Source organism: Rhizobium sp. CF080, assembly GCF_000282095.2.
Classification (GTDB): domain Bacteria; phylum Pseudomonadota; class Alphaproteobacteria; order Rhizobiales; family Rhizobiaceae; genus Neorhizobium.
This window is the reverse complement of sequence record NZ_AKKC02000004.1, coordinates 1,260,193-1,277,037: the sequence shown is the minus strand read 5'-3', so window position 1 is coordinate 1,277,037 and position 16,845 is coordinate 1,260,193. Positions and strand designations below refer to the sequence as shown.

The window sequence follows — 16,845 nt, the reverse complement described above, 5'->3', positions numbered from 1 at the left end:
CAATCAAGAATGCGGAGGTCATTGCTACAAATCTCTACATGCCCGCAACAAAATCGAACATCTCGACATCCGCCGTTTATTGGCATGATACCGAGCGGATCGAATCTTGTTCCATGCCGAATGCATCCGATGTTCGGCACGCCTGCAAAGTCTCATGACAGAGAGGACAAGATCATGATGAAGACCATCACCGCCGCGGTTCTGGCCGGCACATTTACACTGGCGGCAGCCGCGGAAGCCAATGCGTGGAGCCGCGACCGTTCGGTGAGCGGCGTAAATGGAACCGCGTCGATGCATTCAACCGGAGGGTGCTCGGGCGGCTCTTGCTCACGCAATGTGACCCGCACCGGTCCGAAGAGCAACACCTATTCCCGGTCAGGAACGCTAACCTGCCAAGAGGGCGGCTCCTGCAGCGGATCGGCAACCACGACAGGCCCGAACGGCAATACCGTAACCCGTCAGGGGAGCGTCAGCTGGTAGTCAACCATGACCAGTTCGCACCTTGATGAGCCGGCGGCGCCCCCAATACCCCAAAGCCGCCGGCTCGCAATTTTCCGACCATCTCAAATGCTCCCGAGGAACGACCATGCCGGCTTTGGATTCTGTATCGTCGATGCGGTTTGGCGTTGTCGCTGTGGCGGTGTCTTTCATGCTGATCGAATATCTGATCGGCAGACTTGCACACCACGATCTCCATGACATGCGGGAGACGGCTGCGACATTCGGCGTTGCCGTCGGTCATGCCCTTATCCGCGGTGCCGAAGCGGCGATTGTCGCTCTTCCTTTCATGTTGGCGTACGAGCACCGCGTCTTCGATATCGACGCAGGAACGGTATATGGACCCATCCTTCTCTTTCTTGCGGTCGATTTCATATATTACTGGCATCATCGCGTCTCCCATCATGTCCGCTGGCTTTGGGCCACTCACTCAGTCCACCATTCGCCGACACGCATGAACTTGACCGCCGCGCTACGCCTCGGCTGGACCGCCAATATCTCAGGACATTTCCTGTTCTATCTGCCGCTGGCGTTGCTTGGGTTCCATCCATTCGCCATCGTCACGGCGCTTGGCGCAAACCTCGTCTATCAGTTCTTCCTTCATACCGAGCTCTCACCCCGTTTCGGCCCGCTCGAGTGGATACTCAACAGCCCGTCCCATCATCGCGTACATCATGCCTCGGATGCCGAGTGCCTCGACAAGAACTTCGGCGGCACGCTGATCGTCTTCGACCGGCTGTTCGGCACATTTGCCGAGGCACCGCGGGGCAGGCCGCTGACCTATGGCCTGCGCGGCGGCTCCGCATCGCTTCACCCGCTACGTATCGTGTTCGGCGAATGGATCGCGATGATGCGAGAGGCGCGAGCAGCTGCCACTCTCCAGCAAAAATTAACCGCCCTCTTCGGGCCTGTCACGCGCCGGAGGGCGTCGACAGCCAGACCTCAATCGCCCGACGCAGGCGAGCCACCGAAGCCGTCGGCAAAAGCTGAGGCTTCCCAACAGACAAGATAAAGGAACCGTTATGAACGCCACCAATCGCCTGATACCGACCCGTTGGATGAGCATCGCTCTGGTCGCCACCGCTTGCGCAGCGCCCGCCGTCGCCATGGCTCAGAGCCAGATAACCCCCGAAATGCGGGCTCAGGTAAGGAAGGTCGTCCAGGCCTGCCAGGCTGATCTCAAGCAGTATTGCCAAGGCATTCAGCCCGGTGGCGGGCGCATAGCCGCCTGCCTCCAGACAAATCGGGCGAACCTGACGCCGACCTGCCAGACCGCGCTCGCTGAAGCCCTTCCGAAGTAGCTGCATGACCAGATGGCGACAGATGTACGCGCTCGGCGAGAGCAGACCGCCGGAGCAAGGACGCCGGCTGAAATGCGGCGTCCTGCCAGGCAGTGGCGCTTCCAATGAGCCGGGACCGTAACTGTGACGCATGACCCCGGACCGCTTCGGCTGGACGATCGAGCTGACGATGGTCGCGTCGTTGGCGAACGGTCGAGGCCGCCGGATCGGTTTAGGGCCTGCTGGTCCCGGCCGATGCAACAAAAAGCTACAAATTTCTACGCCAGCGCGATGTCTGAGAGACATCCGGAGCCTAGCCTCGCAGCTGGAAGGCTCCGCGCTCGCGGTCCATCGTAAAGGGATAGGAATATGATCAAGAGATTATGCATCGCGATTGCCATGGTATTTGCCATGGCGTCCATGGCCGCGGCGGCGACCGCTGCTGTCGCAACAGGCAACGTCAATCTAAGGGCCGGCCCCTCGACGGGCTATCCTGTCGTCACCGTCGTTTCGGTCGGCGCCCGCATCGTCGCCCATGGCTGCCTGTCAGGTTACACTTGGTGCGATATCGGTTTCGACGGCCATCGAGGCTGGGTCTCGGCGCGCTATGTCCAGGTCGTTTACAATGGAGCCCCAGTCGTCCTGTCGCCGGCTGTCGCCACCGGTGTCGGGGTCGCCGTCGTCGCCTTCAACAAGGTCTATTGGGACAACTATTATGTCAGCTATCCCTGGTACCGGAACTGGTCGGTTTACGCCGGACCTGCGAGGGCTGCCCCTGGCATCTATCCTCGGGCTCGGGTGGATTCCTATGGACGATCGGTCGAATGTACGGATGGAAGCTGCACAGCGACCCGTGGCGTGACCGGGATCTATGGCGGATCGAGCGAGCAGACCAGAACCTGCGCCGACGGGACGTGCACGGCGACTCGAAATACGGCTGGGCCCTATGGCGGAACTGCAAGCCGCACGCGGACATGCAGCCGCGCCGACGCATCGTGTTCCGTTACTCGGACTGGTCCTCGCGGCGGCACGGTGAGCGGAACGCGGTTCTTCCGCCAGTAAGAAGAAGCCGCCTATGTCGGCTCCCCGCTTGCGACGGACGCTGTTTTTGTTGACCTCAATTCCTGCTGGTGCCGGTCCATTCGGACTGGCACTTGTCGGCATGCCCGAGCGCGGGCTGGGGAAGACGCTTATCGAACAAACAGCTGCCGCGGAAAGTTCGTCAGCCGTTCGTAGCCGTCCTCGGTGATGGCGATCGTCTCGGACATGCCGAAGCCGCGGGCGAGCACATAGGTATGGAAGGTCTGGCCAGGCTCGAAGACCCAGGTACATCCGGGGGCAGCTTCCAGCGGTTCGCCGCCGTTCGGCTGCAGCAGCAGGCCGACGGAATAGAACGTCTTGTTGGTATAGGTTTCCCGCAATCCGGCGGACAGCACGCCGTCGCGATAGATCGCGTCGGGCACGCTTGCCGAAACGCCCGGCTTCACCTCGCGCAGAGCTGCGTCCTGAATGGCGATCAGCTGCTCGACCACCCGATGGTCATCATCTTGCACAGGCCCGACCCGGATCGGCCGCATGAAGCGGGCGTGATAGTGCTTTACATTGGGGGTTGTCTCAATCTGGACAATGTCGCCGGCCTCCAGCACGCGATCCGAATAACCGCCATGCAGGTGGAAGGCCCGTTCGCCGGAGGACATGACGCCGGGGCCAGGCAGGTCGCTGCCGGCGCGGATCATCGCGGCGCAGACCTCAGCCGCCATCTCGCGTTCGGTAACCCCGACGCCGGCACTGTCAATGGCCGCCTGCATGCCGGCTTCGGCGGCCTTGGCGGCGCGGCGCTGATAGGCGATTTCGGCCGGCGACTTGATCAGCCGCATGACCGGCGTCAGATTGCTTTCATCCTGCCAGACGATGCCGGGCAACGCCGATTTCAGATAATCGTAGCGACCCGCCGACAGCGGCCAGGCGGAAAGCTCGATGCCGAGCTTGGCGTTCACTCCGATGCGGCTCGAGATCGCCTCGGCGGCGACCTTCATGCGGTCATCGCTATCCGTCCACATCACCCGATCGGAGAAGACGCAGGTACTGTCGAGATAATATTCCTCCACATCGCGGCAGAAGAGGGTCGGTTCGCCTTCGGCCGGGATGATGGCGAATTGCAGTGTGCCGTAGGCGCGGGTGAAATAGCCCGTCAGCCACGTGACGGTTTCGGGAAGGAAGGCGATCAGGCCGTCGAGCTGCTTTTCACGCAGCGCCGACTGGACACGCTTCAGGCGCGCGAGGAATTCGTGGCGTTCGAACCAATAGGCAGGCGTCACCATATCCGGATTTCCCTTTATCAACCGTTCTGGACCAGCTCGGCGAAGCGAGTGAGCATGGTCTTCGCCTCCGCCGCTTCATGGGCCTGCTCCTTCAGGTCGTCGATACTGGCGCCGTCCTTCTCCATGCGTTCACGGTTTTCCTCGAACCAGACGATCGCCTGGGCCCTGGTGACCTCCGGGTGTCCCTGGATGCCCCAGATATCGGCGTCCTTGTAACGCCAGATCTGGTTCGGGCAGTCGTCGGAATAGGCCAGAATGGTCATGTCGGGATGGCTCGCCCGCACCTCGTCATTGTGCCAGACGAACATGTGGACGCTGTCCACCAGATCATGGGCAAGCTTGTCGATCTTCGCAGCCTCCGTCAGAGGCAGGTTCTTGTAGCCGATTTCGCAAGTGGAACGACGGAACACCTGGTCGCGGCCGCACAGTGCCGAACCCAGGATCTGGCTGCCGAAGCAGATGCCGAGCATCGGAATTTGCTGGGCTGCGGCTTCCTGGATCAGTTCGTGCTCGCGCAAAATGAAGGGTACATCCTCGTAGGCGCCGTGCGGGCTGCCCGACAGGAAGATGCCGTCATATCCCTTCAGGGAAGATGGAAAATGGCCATCATAGGCCCAGTATCTGTCGACCTTGAGGCCCCAGGTTTCAAACCTGTCGTCGAGCTTGGCAACCGACTGAAACTTGCGTCCGTTGCCGAGATAAAGAAGGCGTCCCGCCATGTCATTCACCGCTTTCGATTTTTGCGCACCATTGGTATACCACTGGTGTTCGCGGCGCAATCATGATTTCGTGGCAATCCGTCACCGGTCTGCTATGCAGGAGGTGCAAAATCAGAAGGAGGCTTCATGCGGATCGATCTCAACTCCGACCTCGGTGAAGGTTTCGGCCCATGGACCATGGGTGATGATGCCGCGATGCTCGATATCGTCAGCACGGCAAACATTGCCTGCGGGTTCCACGCGGGGGACCCGGACATCATGCGCGCGACGGTGCGCCTCGCTCGGGACCGCGGCGTCGCCGTGGGTGCCCATCCCGGTTATCAGGACCTGATCGGTTTCGGCCGCCGGCGCATTCCGGGGCTAACTGTCGCCGAGGTCGAATCGCTGGTCGCCTACCAGGTCGGCGCGATGGCCGCGATCTGCGCACTTGAAGGTTATCCGATGACGCATGTGAAGACCCATGGCGCGCTCGGCAACGTCTGCGCCGATGAGGACGCCATGGCGCTGGCCGTCGGTCGGGCGATCCGCGCGGTCGATCCCGACCTGGCATTCATGGTCATGCCAGGCACTGCGACGGCTCGCGCCGCCGAGACGCTCGGCCTGACGCCGATCAACGAGATCTACGCCGACCGGACATATGCCGACACATTCAATCTCTCGCCGCGTTCGGAGCCGGGTTCAGTCATTCACGACGCCGGTGCGGCGCTTCAGCGGGTCATGACGATGGTTTCGGAAGGCTGCCTTACGTCCACCTACGGCAAACGTCTGGAGGTGCCGATCGGCTCGATCTGCGTGCATGGCGATACGCCCGGTGCCGTTTCGATGGCGAGGCAGTTGCGCACGGGATTGGAAGAGGCCGGCTGGACGATCACATCGGGTGTCGCCAAGGCAAGTTGAGCCGCCCATCCTATGGTTCCCAGAATCGTTTTTTCGTTTTCGAGCAAACGCTGCCAAGGACCGCCTCAAGGCGCTCCTGCGCGGCGATGAAAAGTTCCTCAGCAGTATCCGGCGAAATCGCTCGGAATGCAAAATTCTGGCTGCTGGGCATTTGGGTGAGGCGAGCGAGATCGAAGGAGGCAACCGTCGCGATCTTGGGATAACCGCCGGTCGTCTGCGCATCCGCCGTGAGGACGATGGGCTTTCCGGATCCGGGGACCTGGATCGAACCGACGACGGTCGCATCCGAGACGATGTCGTGGCCCTTGAAAGCCCGAAGCGGAGGGCCGTTGAGCACCATCGCCATCCGATCACGCGATGTCGTCACCTGGAAAGGTCGTGTCAGAAAATCCCTCCATACGGCTTCCTCGAAATAGTCATTCTGGGGCCCGGGCACGACGAGGATCGGATGGGGTCGTCGGAAATACGGCTGCCCCAGGACAAGGGGTGTCAGCATGTCGGGTTCGCCGAGCGGCAGGACGTCCCCGGCCGTGAGTGTCCTGCCGTCCATTCCGCCAACACCGGTTCGCAGATGCGTCGATCGGCTGCCCAGCATGGGCGAGGTGGCGATGCCGCCCGAAACGGCGATGTAACCCCAAACGGCGCCTTGCAGGGCGCCGACCGTCAACGTCTCGCCGGCCTGCAGGATATGACTTTCCCAGGCCGCCACCGGCTTTCCGGCTATTTCGATCTTGCAGTTTCCGCCCGTCACGGCGACCAGCACATCTTTGTCTGTTGTCATCGAGCCGCCGATGAGGCCAAATTCGATGGCGGCTGCTCCGGGTTTATTGCCGGCAAGTGCATTGGCAATCGCATAGGCGTCGCGGTCCATCGCGCCCGATGTGGAAACCCCGCGCGACCGATATCCATAGCGCCCTTGATCTTGAACCGTCATCAGCGGTCCATGGCGGACAATCGAGAGACGGGGGCTCATCAGGCGATTTCCCGAATGTCGAGTTCGCCGCGCGCAACGCGGTCGTCCAGATGTCCTGCTTCTTCGGCGTCGATTCTCAGGAAGCGTATCCGGTCACCGGCTTTCAGCAGAAAAGGCTCGTGCCGATTGGGATCGAAAAGCCTGTAAGGCGTGCGGCCGACAAACCGCCAGCCGCTCGGCCCGGGCACCGAATTGATGCTCGACTGCTGGCCTCCGATACCGATCGCGCCAGCTTCGATCCTCTGCCTGGGAATCCCGAGCCGCGGCGTGTGCAGGATCTCCGGCAGGCCACCCAGATAGGCGAAACCGGGTGCAAAGCCGATCATGTAGACGCGGTATTCTGCGGCTGCGTGCAGATCGATCACCTCGTCCACGGAGATGTTCTTGATTTTGGCGAGCTCATCGAGATCGGAGGCATGCTCGCCGCCGTAGAGCACAGGAAACTCAAACAGCCGCCCAGCCGGCAGTTCGCCACTCTCCGCTGATACCGAACGCCGGATCAGCTCTTCTCCAATCGCAGAACCACGGGCCTGGCGAGGGTCGTAAACAACCGCCAACGAACGATAGGTCGGTATCGTTTCAAGCACGCCAGCTATGGGATGTGCCGAAATCGATGCGTCAAGTGTCAGCACCTGACGATTTGCGCTCTCGCTGACGGAGTCCGAGAACTCGATGCTCACGGCCTGGTCGCCGCTGCGGACGATGCGTGGATACGATATTGCGCCATCGGATCTCGTCAACGCCTTGAACCCCTAGACCGCGTCGATACGTTCAATTTCTGCGAGAACCTTTGTTGCCACTTCCCAGCCTGTCTTTTCCAGCGCTTCCACTGTCGATCCACCGATATGGGGCGTCAGGACCAGGTTGGGGCAGTCTAGCAGCGGATTGTCGGAAGTAATGGGCTCGATCGTCAAGACATCGAGGCCAGCGCCAGCGATGGTGCCGTCTTTCAGCGCCGCGACAAGCGCCGGCTCGTCGACGAGCGCCCCACGGGCCGTGTTGATCAGATATCCGTTCCGGCCGATCAGCCCCAGCCGCCGCGCATCGATGACAGGCCGTCCATCCGGCACCCCATGCAGCGAAACGACATCGGCCCATGCGCACAAACGGTCGATATCCGGGCAGGCCATGACACCGTCCGCTGCGAGATCTTCGGCGGACGTGGAGCGCGAGAACACGGCGACCTCCATGCCGATCGCCATGGCGAAGCGCGCCACGCGCCGGGAAATATGCCCGTAACCAATCAGCCCGAGCCGCCGGCCCGAAAGCTCGAACGTGCGATGTGCCTGGCGAAAATGATGATCGCCCGTGCGCGAGGCTTCATCCGCCTGGAGCAGCGACCGCGAACAGGTCAGCATCAGGGCAATTGTCAGTTCCGCGACGGACTGCGCATTCGCGCCCGGCGTACTGACCAGCGGGATATTGCGGCTGGCGAGCGATAGCTTGTGAACCTTTTCGGTACCGGTCCCGTGAACGCCCACCACCTTGAGATTGGGCGCAGCGGCAATTTCCTCTGCTGACAGGCCATGATTGCGCGTGATCACGGCGCGCGCATGGGCGAGATGCGGACGCAGTGTGTCAAGGTTGGTGTCCTTGGCGATATGGACCCGAAGGCCTTTGTCCTCCAGCAGTTTGACGGCAGCCAGGGAGATGGGCTGTATGATCAGGCACTCGCAGCGTGCTTCCGCCATCGTCAGGCCCTTGACGGAGGAGCGAGGCAGAGTGCCGATACCAGCCTTGCGGCCTGGGTGAAATCCGCCATGTCCATGTGCTCGTCGGGATTGTGGCTGCCATTGGCATTGCGGATGAAGACCATGCCGGTCGGCACGCCGGCGCCGGCGAAAACGGCTGCATCGTGTCCCGCGCCACAGGCCATCGTTTCGGTTTCGATCCCGTATTCCTTCGCCAGCGCCGAAAGGCTGTTGACGATGTGTGTGTCCATGATTGCAGCAGTGCTGCCTGTCAGGCGGCCGAGTTCGAAGCGAACATGATGCTCCGCCTCGATCCGTGCGATCGTCTCCGCAACGATCGCCTTCATGCGTTCCAGAGTTTCGGCCTCCTGGCTGCGGATGTCGAGCGCAAAGCTCAGTCTGCCGGCGATCTTGCTGAAGGCGGCTTCGGACGGATCGGTGAAGAACTGGCCGAACGTGACCACGAGGTCGGCGCCTTCACCCTTCAGTCGGTCCCAGGCCTTGTCAAGTTCGACCACCAGCGTGGCGGCGGCACGCACGGCATCCTGCCGGTACTCCCGTGGCGTCGCGCCGGAATGCGCGTAAACGCCGACGCATTTCGCTTCCCGGTACCGAAAGGAGCCGCGAATGCCGGTGACGATACCGAGCGGTATGGCCCGTTCCACGAGAACGGGGCCCTGCTCGATATGCGGTTCGATGAACATCGCGATCCGGCTCGGGTCGAGGAAAGATTGGCCGGAGCGCAGGAAGGCGGCGTCGCCACCAGCGGCGTCGATCGCGGCACCGAGCGGTATCTGGTCCGACGAGCGCCTGACCTTGTCCAGCTCTTCGGCCGTGAGCAGTCCGAAGGCCGCCCGGCTTCCGATATAAGATGCGCCGAACCAGGTGCTTTCTTCGGCGCGAATGGCCATGACAGTAACGTCCTGCGGCGGGCGTATGCCGGCGCGCGCATAGCCGGACAGCACGGACAATGCCAGCAACACGCCGGCAGCGCCATCGAAATTGCCGCCCATCGGCACGGAATCGATATGCGAGCCGATGAAGATCGCGGGGCCTTCCTCGCGACCCTTCATCGTCATGTAGAGGTTGCAGGCGGCGTCGGTGGTGATCTCGAGGCCGAGCTTGCGGGCCTCCCGCCTCACCATGTCATGGGCGATCTGCTCACCGAGCCCATAGGAGGTGCGAGTAATGCCGCGATTGGTGCCGGTGCGGCGTCGCAACTCATCGAACAGCCGCTCGGCAAGGCCAATGTCGACCGGCGCGAGATTGCCGGGTTCCGGATGTGTCGGCCGCGCGCCTTTGGATGGAATGCTCATGCGCGGGTCAGTCTCCGGATGATGCTGTCCCTGACATGATCAAGGTGCTGGCGCATGGCCTTCGCCGCGTCGTCGCCGCGTCCGTCCCGTAGGGCGCCGACGATGTCGAGGTGCTCCTGGCAGGTGCTTTCCAGACGTTCGGGCACGCTTCTCAGGTCGAAGATCTGGGTCTGCCGGCGCAGCGTGCGGATAATCTGGGCGAGCTGGGGGTTGCCGGCGGCGTCGCCAATGCCCCCATGCAGCCGATCGTCGACATCGCGGACCGAGGCGCGCTCGGGCTTGGTTTTTCCATGCCGGGCATCGTCGATCAGCGCGTTGAGTGCTTCACGCAACTGGTCGAGTTCGTCAGCCGGCATGCGACCTGCGGCGAGTCGGGCGGCTTCCGGCTCGAGCATCTGGCGCACCTGCAGCGCATCCATGTAATCTTCGACGCGCGTCTGCTTGACCTGCAGGCCACGGCTCCCCTGACGGATAAGCAGGCCCTCGCCCTCGAGCATCAAGAGCGCGTCACGAATAGGGGTGCGCGACATGTTGAGCGTGTCTGCGAGGCGCCGCTCCGTCACCATCACGCCCGGCTCCGCCTGGCCTGAAAGGATCAGGTTCAGAATCTGCTCATAGGCCTGGAGGGCCAGCCGCTTATCCGTTTCCATCAGCATATTCTTAAATTTCCCTCCCGTTCGGGCCGCGCCGGCGGATAGAATTGTGTGGTGCCATATGAACCGCCCGTTGTCATCCCGGTGCCCTTGAAAGGGTGCTGAACTCGCGCCAAAACCCCCGATCCGGCGCCGTTCAAGCGTTCAGAAATATTTGTATTCCTCTGGTTGACGAGTGGTATACCAAACTTTACTGTCACGCAACAGCCAGCTTCCGCAGGCTTGCCAGGAGGTAACGTGACGATGACGTTTGAGCCCAATTTGCCCTTCAGCCGGGAGGAGCACCTCCAGAGGCAGGATCGGTTGCGGGCGGAGCTCGCTGCGCGCGGTGTCGAGGCGATGCTGGTTTTTGCCCAGGAGAGCATGTACTGGCTCACCGGTTACGACACCGGCGGCTTCGTTTATTACCAATGCATGGTCGTGCCGACCGACGGCCGCAAGCCCGTTCTCCTGACGCGCCGCCCCGATCTGGTCCAGGCGAAGCAGACGAGCATCATCGAGAACATCCGCATCTGGTGGGATGCCGAGGATGCCAATCCGGCGGCCGATGTGAAGGTCATCCTTGAAGAGCTGGGCCTCGGTGGCGCGCGCATCGCCATCGAATTGAACACGCATGGCCTTACCGGCTGGAACCTTTGGCGCACTCAACAGACGATCGGTGACTGGTGCCGCCTGGAAGATGATAGGCACCTGATCCGCTGGCTGCGCGTCGTCAAGTCACCCGCCGAAATCGACTATACGCGCCGCGCCGCGCAGATCCTCGACGATTCCCTCAACGCCGTGATCGCCGCCGCCCGTCCGGGCGTCCTCGACAGTGACCTGAAGGCCGTTTACCTGACCTCGATCCTGGGGCAGGGCGCGGACATGCCGCCGAATGCTCCGCTCTTCAATTCCGGTCCGCGCGCGGTGTATGGCCGCGGTGTTTCCGATCCGCGCCGTCTCGAAGAGCAGGACCAGATTCTCGTCGAATATCCGGTCGCCTACCGCCGCTACAACGTCAAGACGGAGTGGACCATCCTGTTTGGCGAGGTCTCCGATGCGCATCGCAAGATGTATGATGTCGGTCGCGAAACCCTGCAGAAGATGACCGATATCGCCCGCCCGGGCACGACGCTCGGCGAAATCTTCGACATCTACGCCGATGGCCTGGACAGGGCTGGTTACAAGCGAGCCCGCTACGGCGCGACCGGTTATTCCGTCGGCTGCACCTTTGCGCCCACCAGCATGGACGTCCCGCCGATGATCTATTCGGGCAATCCGACCGAGTGCCGGCCGGGCATGACCCTGTTCTACCATGTCATGAACGGTGACAGCGATACCGGTCTTGCCATGGGTGTCGGGCACACGCTCCTCATTACCGAGGGCGCGCCTGAAGTGCTTACAGCCTTGCCTGACGAATTGACCGTAATCCGTTGAACAAGGCCTGAAACCGGCTTTGGCGGCCGAATAACAAGAAAACATCGCCGCCCAGGGTCAATGTCGAACCAACCTACAAGAGGGCGAAATGACGAATTTCATGATTACCCGCCGCACCATGGTCATGGGCCTGGCTGCAACGGCACTCCTGCCGGACATGGACTTTTCCGAAGCCGTGGCGGCCACGCCGAAAGCCGGCGGCACGCTGAAGATCAGCCACTCCACGCGCATCGCGACGCTCAACGTCCTGACCCTGTCCGGCCCGGCCGAATATCCGGTCATCGACATGATCTATTCCGGCCTGACCCGCATGGGGCCGGACAACAAGCCGACGGCCGACCTTGCCGAGCGCTGGGAAGGCAGTGCAGACGCGAAGACCTTCACCTTCTACCTGCGCAAGGGCGTCACGTTCCATGACGGTTCGCCGTGCACGGCTGATGACGTCGTCGCCACCTTCAAGGCGATCCTCGACCCCAACCGTCCGGCGGCAGCCCGCTCGGTTCTCAACATGATCGAAAACATCGAGGCCGTTGATCCGACGACCGTGAAGTTCACGCTGAAGACGCCGTTCGCCGACCTGCCGATCTCGACTGCGCATGCCAATGCGCGCATCTTGTCCAAGGCGGCCGTTGAAGGCCCGAAGGAAAAGCTGGATACCGTCGCCAACGGCACCGGTCCGTTCAAGCTCGAAACCTACGACAGCGCCCGTATGGTGCGTCTGGTCAAGAACCCGAACTATTTCATCAAGGGCAAGCCCTATCTCGATGCAGTCGAGATGCACCTCTTCCCGGATCTTGCCGCCGAAAGCGCCAACTTCCTCTCCGGCGCCGTCGACGTGATGTTGACCGTGCAACAGGCGGATTTCGAGCGCATCTCGAAGTCGACCGGCATCAAGGCGCAGCGCGTACCGTCCGGCCGTTTCGTCAACGTCACGATGCGTCAGGACCAGAAGCCGTGGAACGACATCCGCGTCCGCAAGGCCCTCGCCATGGCGGTCGACCGGTCGACGCTGGTCGATATCGTGTTGGAAGGCCTTGGCCGGCCGGCCTATGACAACCTTGTCTCTCCGGAATTTCCTTTCGCGATCAAGACGCCGGAAATCAAATACGATCCGGCCGCTGCCAAGAAGCTGCTCGCCGAAGCCGGTTATCCGAACGGCTTGAAGGTCACCCTCGTTGCATCCAACCGACCTGCCATCCGCGGTCAGGTGGCGATCGCGCTGAAGCAGATGGCGCTGCCGGCCGGCTTCGACATCACCGTCGAAGCAATGCCGCACGATACCTATCTGGCCAATGTGTGGATGAAGGGCAGCTTCTATATGGGGTACTGGGGCATGCAGCCCACGGAGGATGCGACCTTCAACCTGCTGCTGACCTCGAACGCTTCCTATGAGGACACGGCATGGAAGAACGCCAAGTTCGACAAGCTGATCGCCGACGCCAGATCAACAACGGATAGTGCCAAGCGCGCTGATCTTTACGCCCAGGCGCAGCAGCTGCAGCTCGACGAAACGCCCTATATCGTGCCGATCTACGAAGATATTCTGACGGCAAGCGGCAAGGGTGCGGAAGATTGGACGATCGCGCCGCTTTCCCGCTATTTCTACGTCGAGAACGTCTGGCTCAACAAGGCGTGAGGGGATGAGCTGGGGCTATTTCATTCGCAGACTGTTCGCCGTCGTTCTGGTATTGGCGATCGTCACCTTCGCGGTCTTTGCGATCACCACGGTGTTGCCGGGCAATGCGGCGATCATGATCCTTGGGGAATATGCTACCCCGGAGGCGGTCGCTGCACTTGAACGGCAATTGCGACTGGATCAGCCCTGGCACGTCCAATATCTGACCTGGATCTCCGGGATCGCGCGCGGCGATTTCGGCATGTCCCTGAGATTGTCCTTGCCGGTGACCCAGGTCGTCGGCGAGGCCTTTGTCAACTCGGCGGTTCTGGCCGCCACAGCGCTCGTCACGGTCACCGTCATCGCCATCCCGCTCGGCGCGCTGGCTGCGATCAAGCGAGGTACTGCCATCGACCTGGCGCTCGGCCTGTTCAGCTATCTGGGCACGTCGCTGCCCGAATTCGTCACGGCGACGCTGTTGCTGGTCTTCCTTGCTGCACCGAATACCGGACCTTTCCCTGCCGGCGGCTATGTCGCGCCCTGGGAAAGCCTGGCTGGCTTCGGGGCGCATGTGGCGCTTCCTGCCGCAACGCTCGGTCTCATCCTCATGGCCCATATCGCCCGGCAGGTGCGGTCAGAAATGTCCGAGGTCCTGTCCTCGGACTATATCCGCGCCGCGCGCCTGAAGGGCCTCAGTGAACGCCGTGTCATCCGCCGACATGCGCTGCCCAATTCCATGGCGCCGGCAGTTGCCGTCATCTCGCTCGATATCGGCTATCTGCTCGGCGGCATCATCGTCGTCGAGGAAATCTTCGCCTGGCCTGGCCTCGGGCGCCTGCTGATCTACGCGCTGGAAAACCGCGACCTGCCGGTGATCCAGGCCGTCACGCTGCTGCTTGCGACCGTCTATGCGCTGTCCAACCTTCTATCGGATATCGTCATCGCCCTGCTCGATCCGAGGGTGCGCTATGCGTAATTTCTTCGCCAGCCCCACCGCCGTCGTCGGCACGACGCTTCTCACCATCGTCTGTTTCGCTGCCATCTTCGGTCCCTGGATTGCGCCCTTCGATCCACAGGTCTTCGATGCCCTCAACCGTCTCCAGGGCCCTTCCACGATTCATTGGCTCGGCACGGACCAATTCGGCCGCGACCTTTTCTCGCGTGTCCTGAGCGGCGCGCCTGCGACGGTAACCTTCGGCGTCGGGGCGACGGCTCTCGGCGTCAGCATCGGCGCGATCATCGGTATCGTCGCCGGCGTGTCCGGTGGCTGGGTCGATAGCACGATCATGCGCATTCTCGACGGCCTTCTGGCGGTTCCGGACCTGCTCTTCACCCTCCTCATCGTCACCATTCTGGGTGGCGGCATGGAACATGCGATGCTGGCGGTCTCCATCGCCTTCGCGCCGGGCATGGCCCGCATCGCGCGCAGCGCCGTTCTGTCCGTTCGCACCCGCGACTATGTCCGGGCAGCGATCGCCCGCGGAGAATCCGGGCTCTACATCGTCGGCTGCGAAGTGCTTCCGAATGCGCTGAGCCCCATCGTAGTCGAGGCCAGCATCCGCGTCTCGTTCGCCATCATGATCGGTGCAACGCTTGGCTTCCTCGGTCTTGGCGCTCAGCCGCCGAGCACGGAGTGGGGGTTGATGGTCGCCGAGGCTCGCCAGTACATGTTCCGAAATCCCTGGTGCGTGGCCGTGCCCGGCCTGTCCATTGCGATTGCTGCCCTTGGCTTCAACCTGTTCGGCGACGCACTTCGCGACAGCCTGGACCCGCGGAGGAGCCTTTGATGACCTCGCTCGCCCCAAACGTGATCGAGGCCGCGGCTGAAAAGCAGAAGCCGGCCCTTTCGATCCGCAACTACTCACTCGCCTATAACACGCTCAATGGTCCAGTCAGCGCCCTGAAGAATATCGACCTCACCATCGGCAAGGGCCAGACGGTCGGCCTCGTTGGTGAATCCGGTTCCGGCAAATCGTCGATGGCTTGGTCCATCATGCGCTACCTGCCGCCGAATGCGCTGGAGACCGGCGGCGCGATCCGGCTCGCGGGCGAAGAGCTGCTGGATTATACGCCGCGGCAAATGGCGGATATCCGCGGCCGTCGGATGTCGATGGTGTTCCAGGATCCCTCGACATCGCTCAATCCCACGATCCGGCTTGGCGAGCAGATCGCCGAAGTGCTGATGCGCCACCAGGGGCTGACGGCGGCGCAGGCCTGGGTGGAGGCCGAAGCCGCGCTCGCTCGCACCGGCATCACCCGGCCGAAAGAAATGTTGAGGCGCTTTCCGCACGAGGCCTCCGGCGGTGAAAAGCAGCGCGTCGTGATTGCCACCGCTTTCGCCTGTGAACCGGAACTGATCATCTTCGATGAGCCCACCACGGCGCTCGACATCCTCACCGCACGGCAGATCCTCGACCTGTTCAACCGGCTGCGCGAGGAGACCAACGTCTCGGCACTCTACATCTCTCACGACCTAGGCCTGGTGTCGCGCGTGGTCGACGAGGTTTCGGTCATCCACAGGGGTGCGATCGTCGAAAGCGGATCGGTCGCGCAGGTGTTCCGCAGGCCGACAGATGCTTATACCCGCCACCTGATCGGTGCCGTCCCCAATCCCGACCGCTGGATCGGCGTCGAACGGCCGTCCCATCCGGAAAGCCTGATCAGACTTGAGAAGATCGGCGTTCGCTACAATTCGCCCTCGCTGTTCCAGAAGCTCTTCAAGCCGGCGGCAGCGGAGAAATCGACCTTCTGGGGCGCCAGGGATGTCAGTCTCGATATTCGCAAGGGCGAGCTTCTCGGCGTTGTCGGCGAGAGTGGGTCCGGCAAATCGACGATCGCCAAGGTTCTGGCCGGCTTAGAGGATTTCGAGGGCAATCTCGACGTCGGCGGAAAGGCGCTCACGAGCAGGAAAGAGATCGACCGGGCATATCGCCGCAACGTTCAGATTGTCTTCCAGCATCCCGACGCCTCGCTCAACCCGCGCCAGAAGATCGGCACCATTATCGGTCGGCCGCTGAAGCTGTATGGCATCGTGCCGCGCGATAAGATCACAGCGCGGGTCGCCGAACTGCTCGAAATGGTGCGCCTGCCGGCGGATTACGCGAACCGCCATCCCCACCAACTGTCCGGCGGCGAGAAGCAACGCGTGGCGATCGCCCGCGCCTTCGCGGCCGAACCCTCGCTGGTCATCTGCGACGAAGTAACGGCAGCGCTCGACGTGTCCGTTCAGGCCGCAGTTGCCGATCTTCTGGTCAAGCTGCAGAAGGACACCGGCACGGCCTGCGTCTTCATTACCCATGATCTCAATCTCATCCGGCAGCTCGCCCACCGTATCGCGGTGATGCAGCACGGCAGACTGGTCGATTTCTTCGACCGGGACGACGCCCGTGCGGATGACCGTCATCCCTATACCAAGGCTTTGCTTGACGCGGTTCCTGTGCAGGAAGCCGTGGAAGCGCAGAACTAA

At 62.1% G+C, this 16,845-nt stretch carries 17 protein-coding genes; 10 read left to right on the top strand and 7 right to left on the bottom strand.

Annotation, left to right across the window (positions count from 1 at the left end; translation table 11 throughout):
- Positions 1 to 174 precede the first annotated feature (174 nt).
- The 4 genes from PMI07_RS34015 (at position 175) to PMI07_RS12940 (ending at position 2,840) form a co-directional block, all read left to right on the top strand.
- Positions 175 to 480, top strand: coding sequence for a hypothetical protein (locus tag PMI07_RS34015; protein WP_024163778.1), 306 nt, complete (start codon positions 175 to 177; stop codon positions 478 to 480).
- 106 nt (positions 481 to 586) lie between these two features.
- On the top strand, positions 587 to 1,510 hold the full coding sequence (locus PMI07_RS12950) for a sterol desaturase family protein (RefSeq protein ID WP_007774139.1): 924 nt from the start codon (positions 587 to 589) through the stop codon (positions 1,508 to 1,510).
- Between the two features lie 10 nt (positions 1,511 to 1,520).
- Positions 1,521 to 1,799, top strand: a complete 279-nt coding sequence (locus PMI07_RS12945) for a cysteine rich repeat-containing protein (protein WP_007774138.1) — start codon at positions 1,521 to 1,523, stop codon at positions 1,797 to 1,799.
- Between the two features lie 348 nt (positions 1,800 to 2,147).
- Positions 2,148 to 2,840: an SH3 domain-containing protein gene (locus PMI07_RS12940; protein ID WP_007774137.1), complete on the top strand. Its 693-nt coding sequence runs from the start codon at positions 2,148 to 2,150 to the stop codon at positions 2,838 to 2,840.
- Between the two features lie 128 nt (positions 2,841 to 2,968).
- On the opposite strand, the gene PMI07_RS12935 is transcribed toward PMI07_RS12940, so the two are convergent.
- Together PMI07_RS12935 and PMI07_RS12930 are read right to left on the bottom strand one after the other, a co-directional pair.
- Positions 2,969 to 4,099 (bottom strand): Xaa-Pro peptidase family protein, encoded by a 1,131-nt coding sequence (locus tag PMI07_RS12935; protein WP_007774136.1) that lies wholly within the window; start codon positions 4,097 to 4,099, stop codon positions 2,969 to 2,971.
- Positions 4,100 to 4,116: 17 nt separating this feature from the next.
- Entirely contained in the window at positions 4,117 to 4,818 is a 702-nt protein-coding gene (locus PMI07_RS12930) for a type 1 glutamine amidotransferase (RefSeq protein WP_007774135.1), read from the bottom strand.
- Positions 4,819 to 4,944: 126 nt separating this feature from the next.
- Here PMI07_RS12930 and PMI07_RS12925 point away from each other — a divergent pair, with 126 nt between their 5' ends.
- Positions 4,945 to 5,715 carry a 5-oxoprolinase subunit PxpA gene (locus PMI07_RS12925; protein ID WP_007774134.1) on the top strand — a complete coding sequence of 257 codons (771 nt, stop codon included), beginning with the start codon at positions 4,945 to 4,947 and terminating at the stop codon, positions 5,713 to 5,715.
- 10 nt (positions 5,716 to 5,725) lie between these two features.
- Here PMI07_RS12925 and PMI07_RS12920 read toward each other — a convergent pair whose 3' ends face one another.
- The 5 genes from PMI07_RS12920 to PMI07_RS12900 are packed head-to-tail and all read right to left on the bottom strand — an operon-like array spanning position 5,726 to position 10,351.
- On the bottom strand, positions 5,726 to 6,688 hold the full coding sequence (locus PMI07_RS12920; RefSeq protein ID WP_007774128.1) for a biotin-dependent carboxyltransferase family protein: 963 nt from the start codon (positions 6,686 to 6,688) through the stop codon (positions 5,726 to 5,728).
- Entirely contained in the window at positions 6,688 to 7,428 is a 741-nt protein-coding gene (pxpB, locus tag PMI07_RS12915) for a 5-oxoprolinase subunit PxpB (RefSeq protein WP_007774126.1), read from the bottom strand. Before pxpB ends, PMI07_RS12920 begins: the two co-directional genes overlap by 1 nt.
- A gap of 12 nt (positions 7,429 to 7,440) precedes the next feature.
- Positions 7,441 to 8,379, bottom strand: coding sequence for an NAD(P)-dependent oxidoreductase (locus PMI07_RS12910; protein ID WP_007774124.1), 939 nt, complete (start codon positions 8,377 to 8,379; stop codon positions 7,441 to 7,443).
- A gap of 2 nt (positions 8,380 to 8,381) precedes the next feature.
- Positions 8,382 to 9,695 (bottom strand): hydantoinase/carbamoylase family amidase, encoded by a 1,314-nt coding sequence (locus PMI07_RS12905; RefSeq protein WP_007774122.1) that lies wholly within the window; start codon positions 9,693 to 9,695, stop codon positions 8,382 to 8,384.
- Positions 9,692 to 10,351, bottom strand: coding sequence for a GntR family transcriptional regulator (locus PMI07_RS12900; RefSeq protein ID WP_007774121.1), 660 nt, complete (start codon positions 10,349 to 10,351; stop codon positions 9,692 to 9,694). Before PMI07_RS12900 ends, PMI07_RS12905 begins: the two co-directional genes overlap by 4 nt.
- Before the next feature lie 240 nt (positions 10,352 to 10,591).
- Here PMI07_RS12900 and PMI07_RS12895 point away from each other — a divergent pair, with 240 nt between their 5' ends.
- The 5 genes from PMI07_RS12895 to PMI07_RS12875 all read left to right on the top strand — a co-directional run bounded on the left by PMI07_RS12895 (position 10,592) and on the right by PMI07_RS12875 (position 16,845).
- On the top strand, positions 10,592 to 11,764 hold the full coding sequence (locus PMI07_RS12895) for a Xaa-Pro peptidase family protein (RefSeq protein ID WP_007774120.1): 1,173 nt from the start codon (positions 10,592 to 10,594) through the stop codon (positions 11,762 to 11,764).
- A gap of 88 nt (positions 11,765 to 11,852) precedes the next feature.
- The gene (locus PMI07_RS12890) at positions 11,853 to 13,400 is read left to right on the top strand and encodes an ABC transporter substrate-binding protein (RefSeq protein WP_007774119.1); all 1,548 of its coding nucleotides are present in this window, start codon (positions 11,853 to 11,855) and stop codon (positions 13,398 to 13,400) included.
- Between the two features lie 4 nt (positions 13,401 to 13,404).
- Entirely contained in the window at positions 13,405 to 14,355 is a 951-nt protein-coding gene (locus tag PMI07_RS12885; protein WP_024163777.1) for an ABC transporter permease, read from the top strand.
- Positions 14,348 to 15,166 carry an ABC transporter permease gene (locus PMI07_RS12880; RefSeq protein WP_007774184.1) on the top strand — a complete coding sequence of 273 codons (819 nt, stop codon included), beginning with the start codon at positions 14,348 to 14,350 and terminating at the stop codon, positions 15,164 to 15,166. Before PMI07_RS12885 ends, PMI07_RS12880 begins: the two co-directional genes overlap by 8 nt.
- On the top strand, positions 15,166 to 16,845 hold the full coding sequence (locus tag PMI07_RS12875; protein WP_007774186.1) for an ABC transporter ATP-binding protein: 1,680 nt from the start codon (positions 15,166 to 15,168) through the stop codon (positions 16,843 to 16,845). Before PMI07_RS12880 ends, PMI07_RS12875 begins: the two co-directional genes overlap by 1 nt.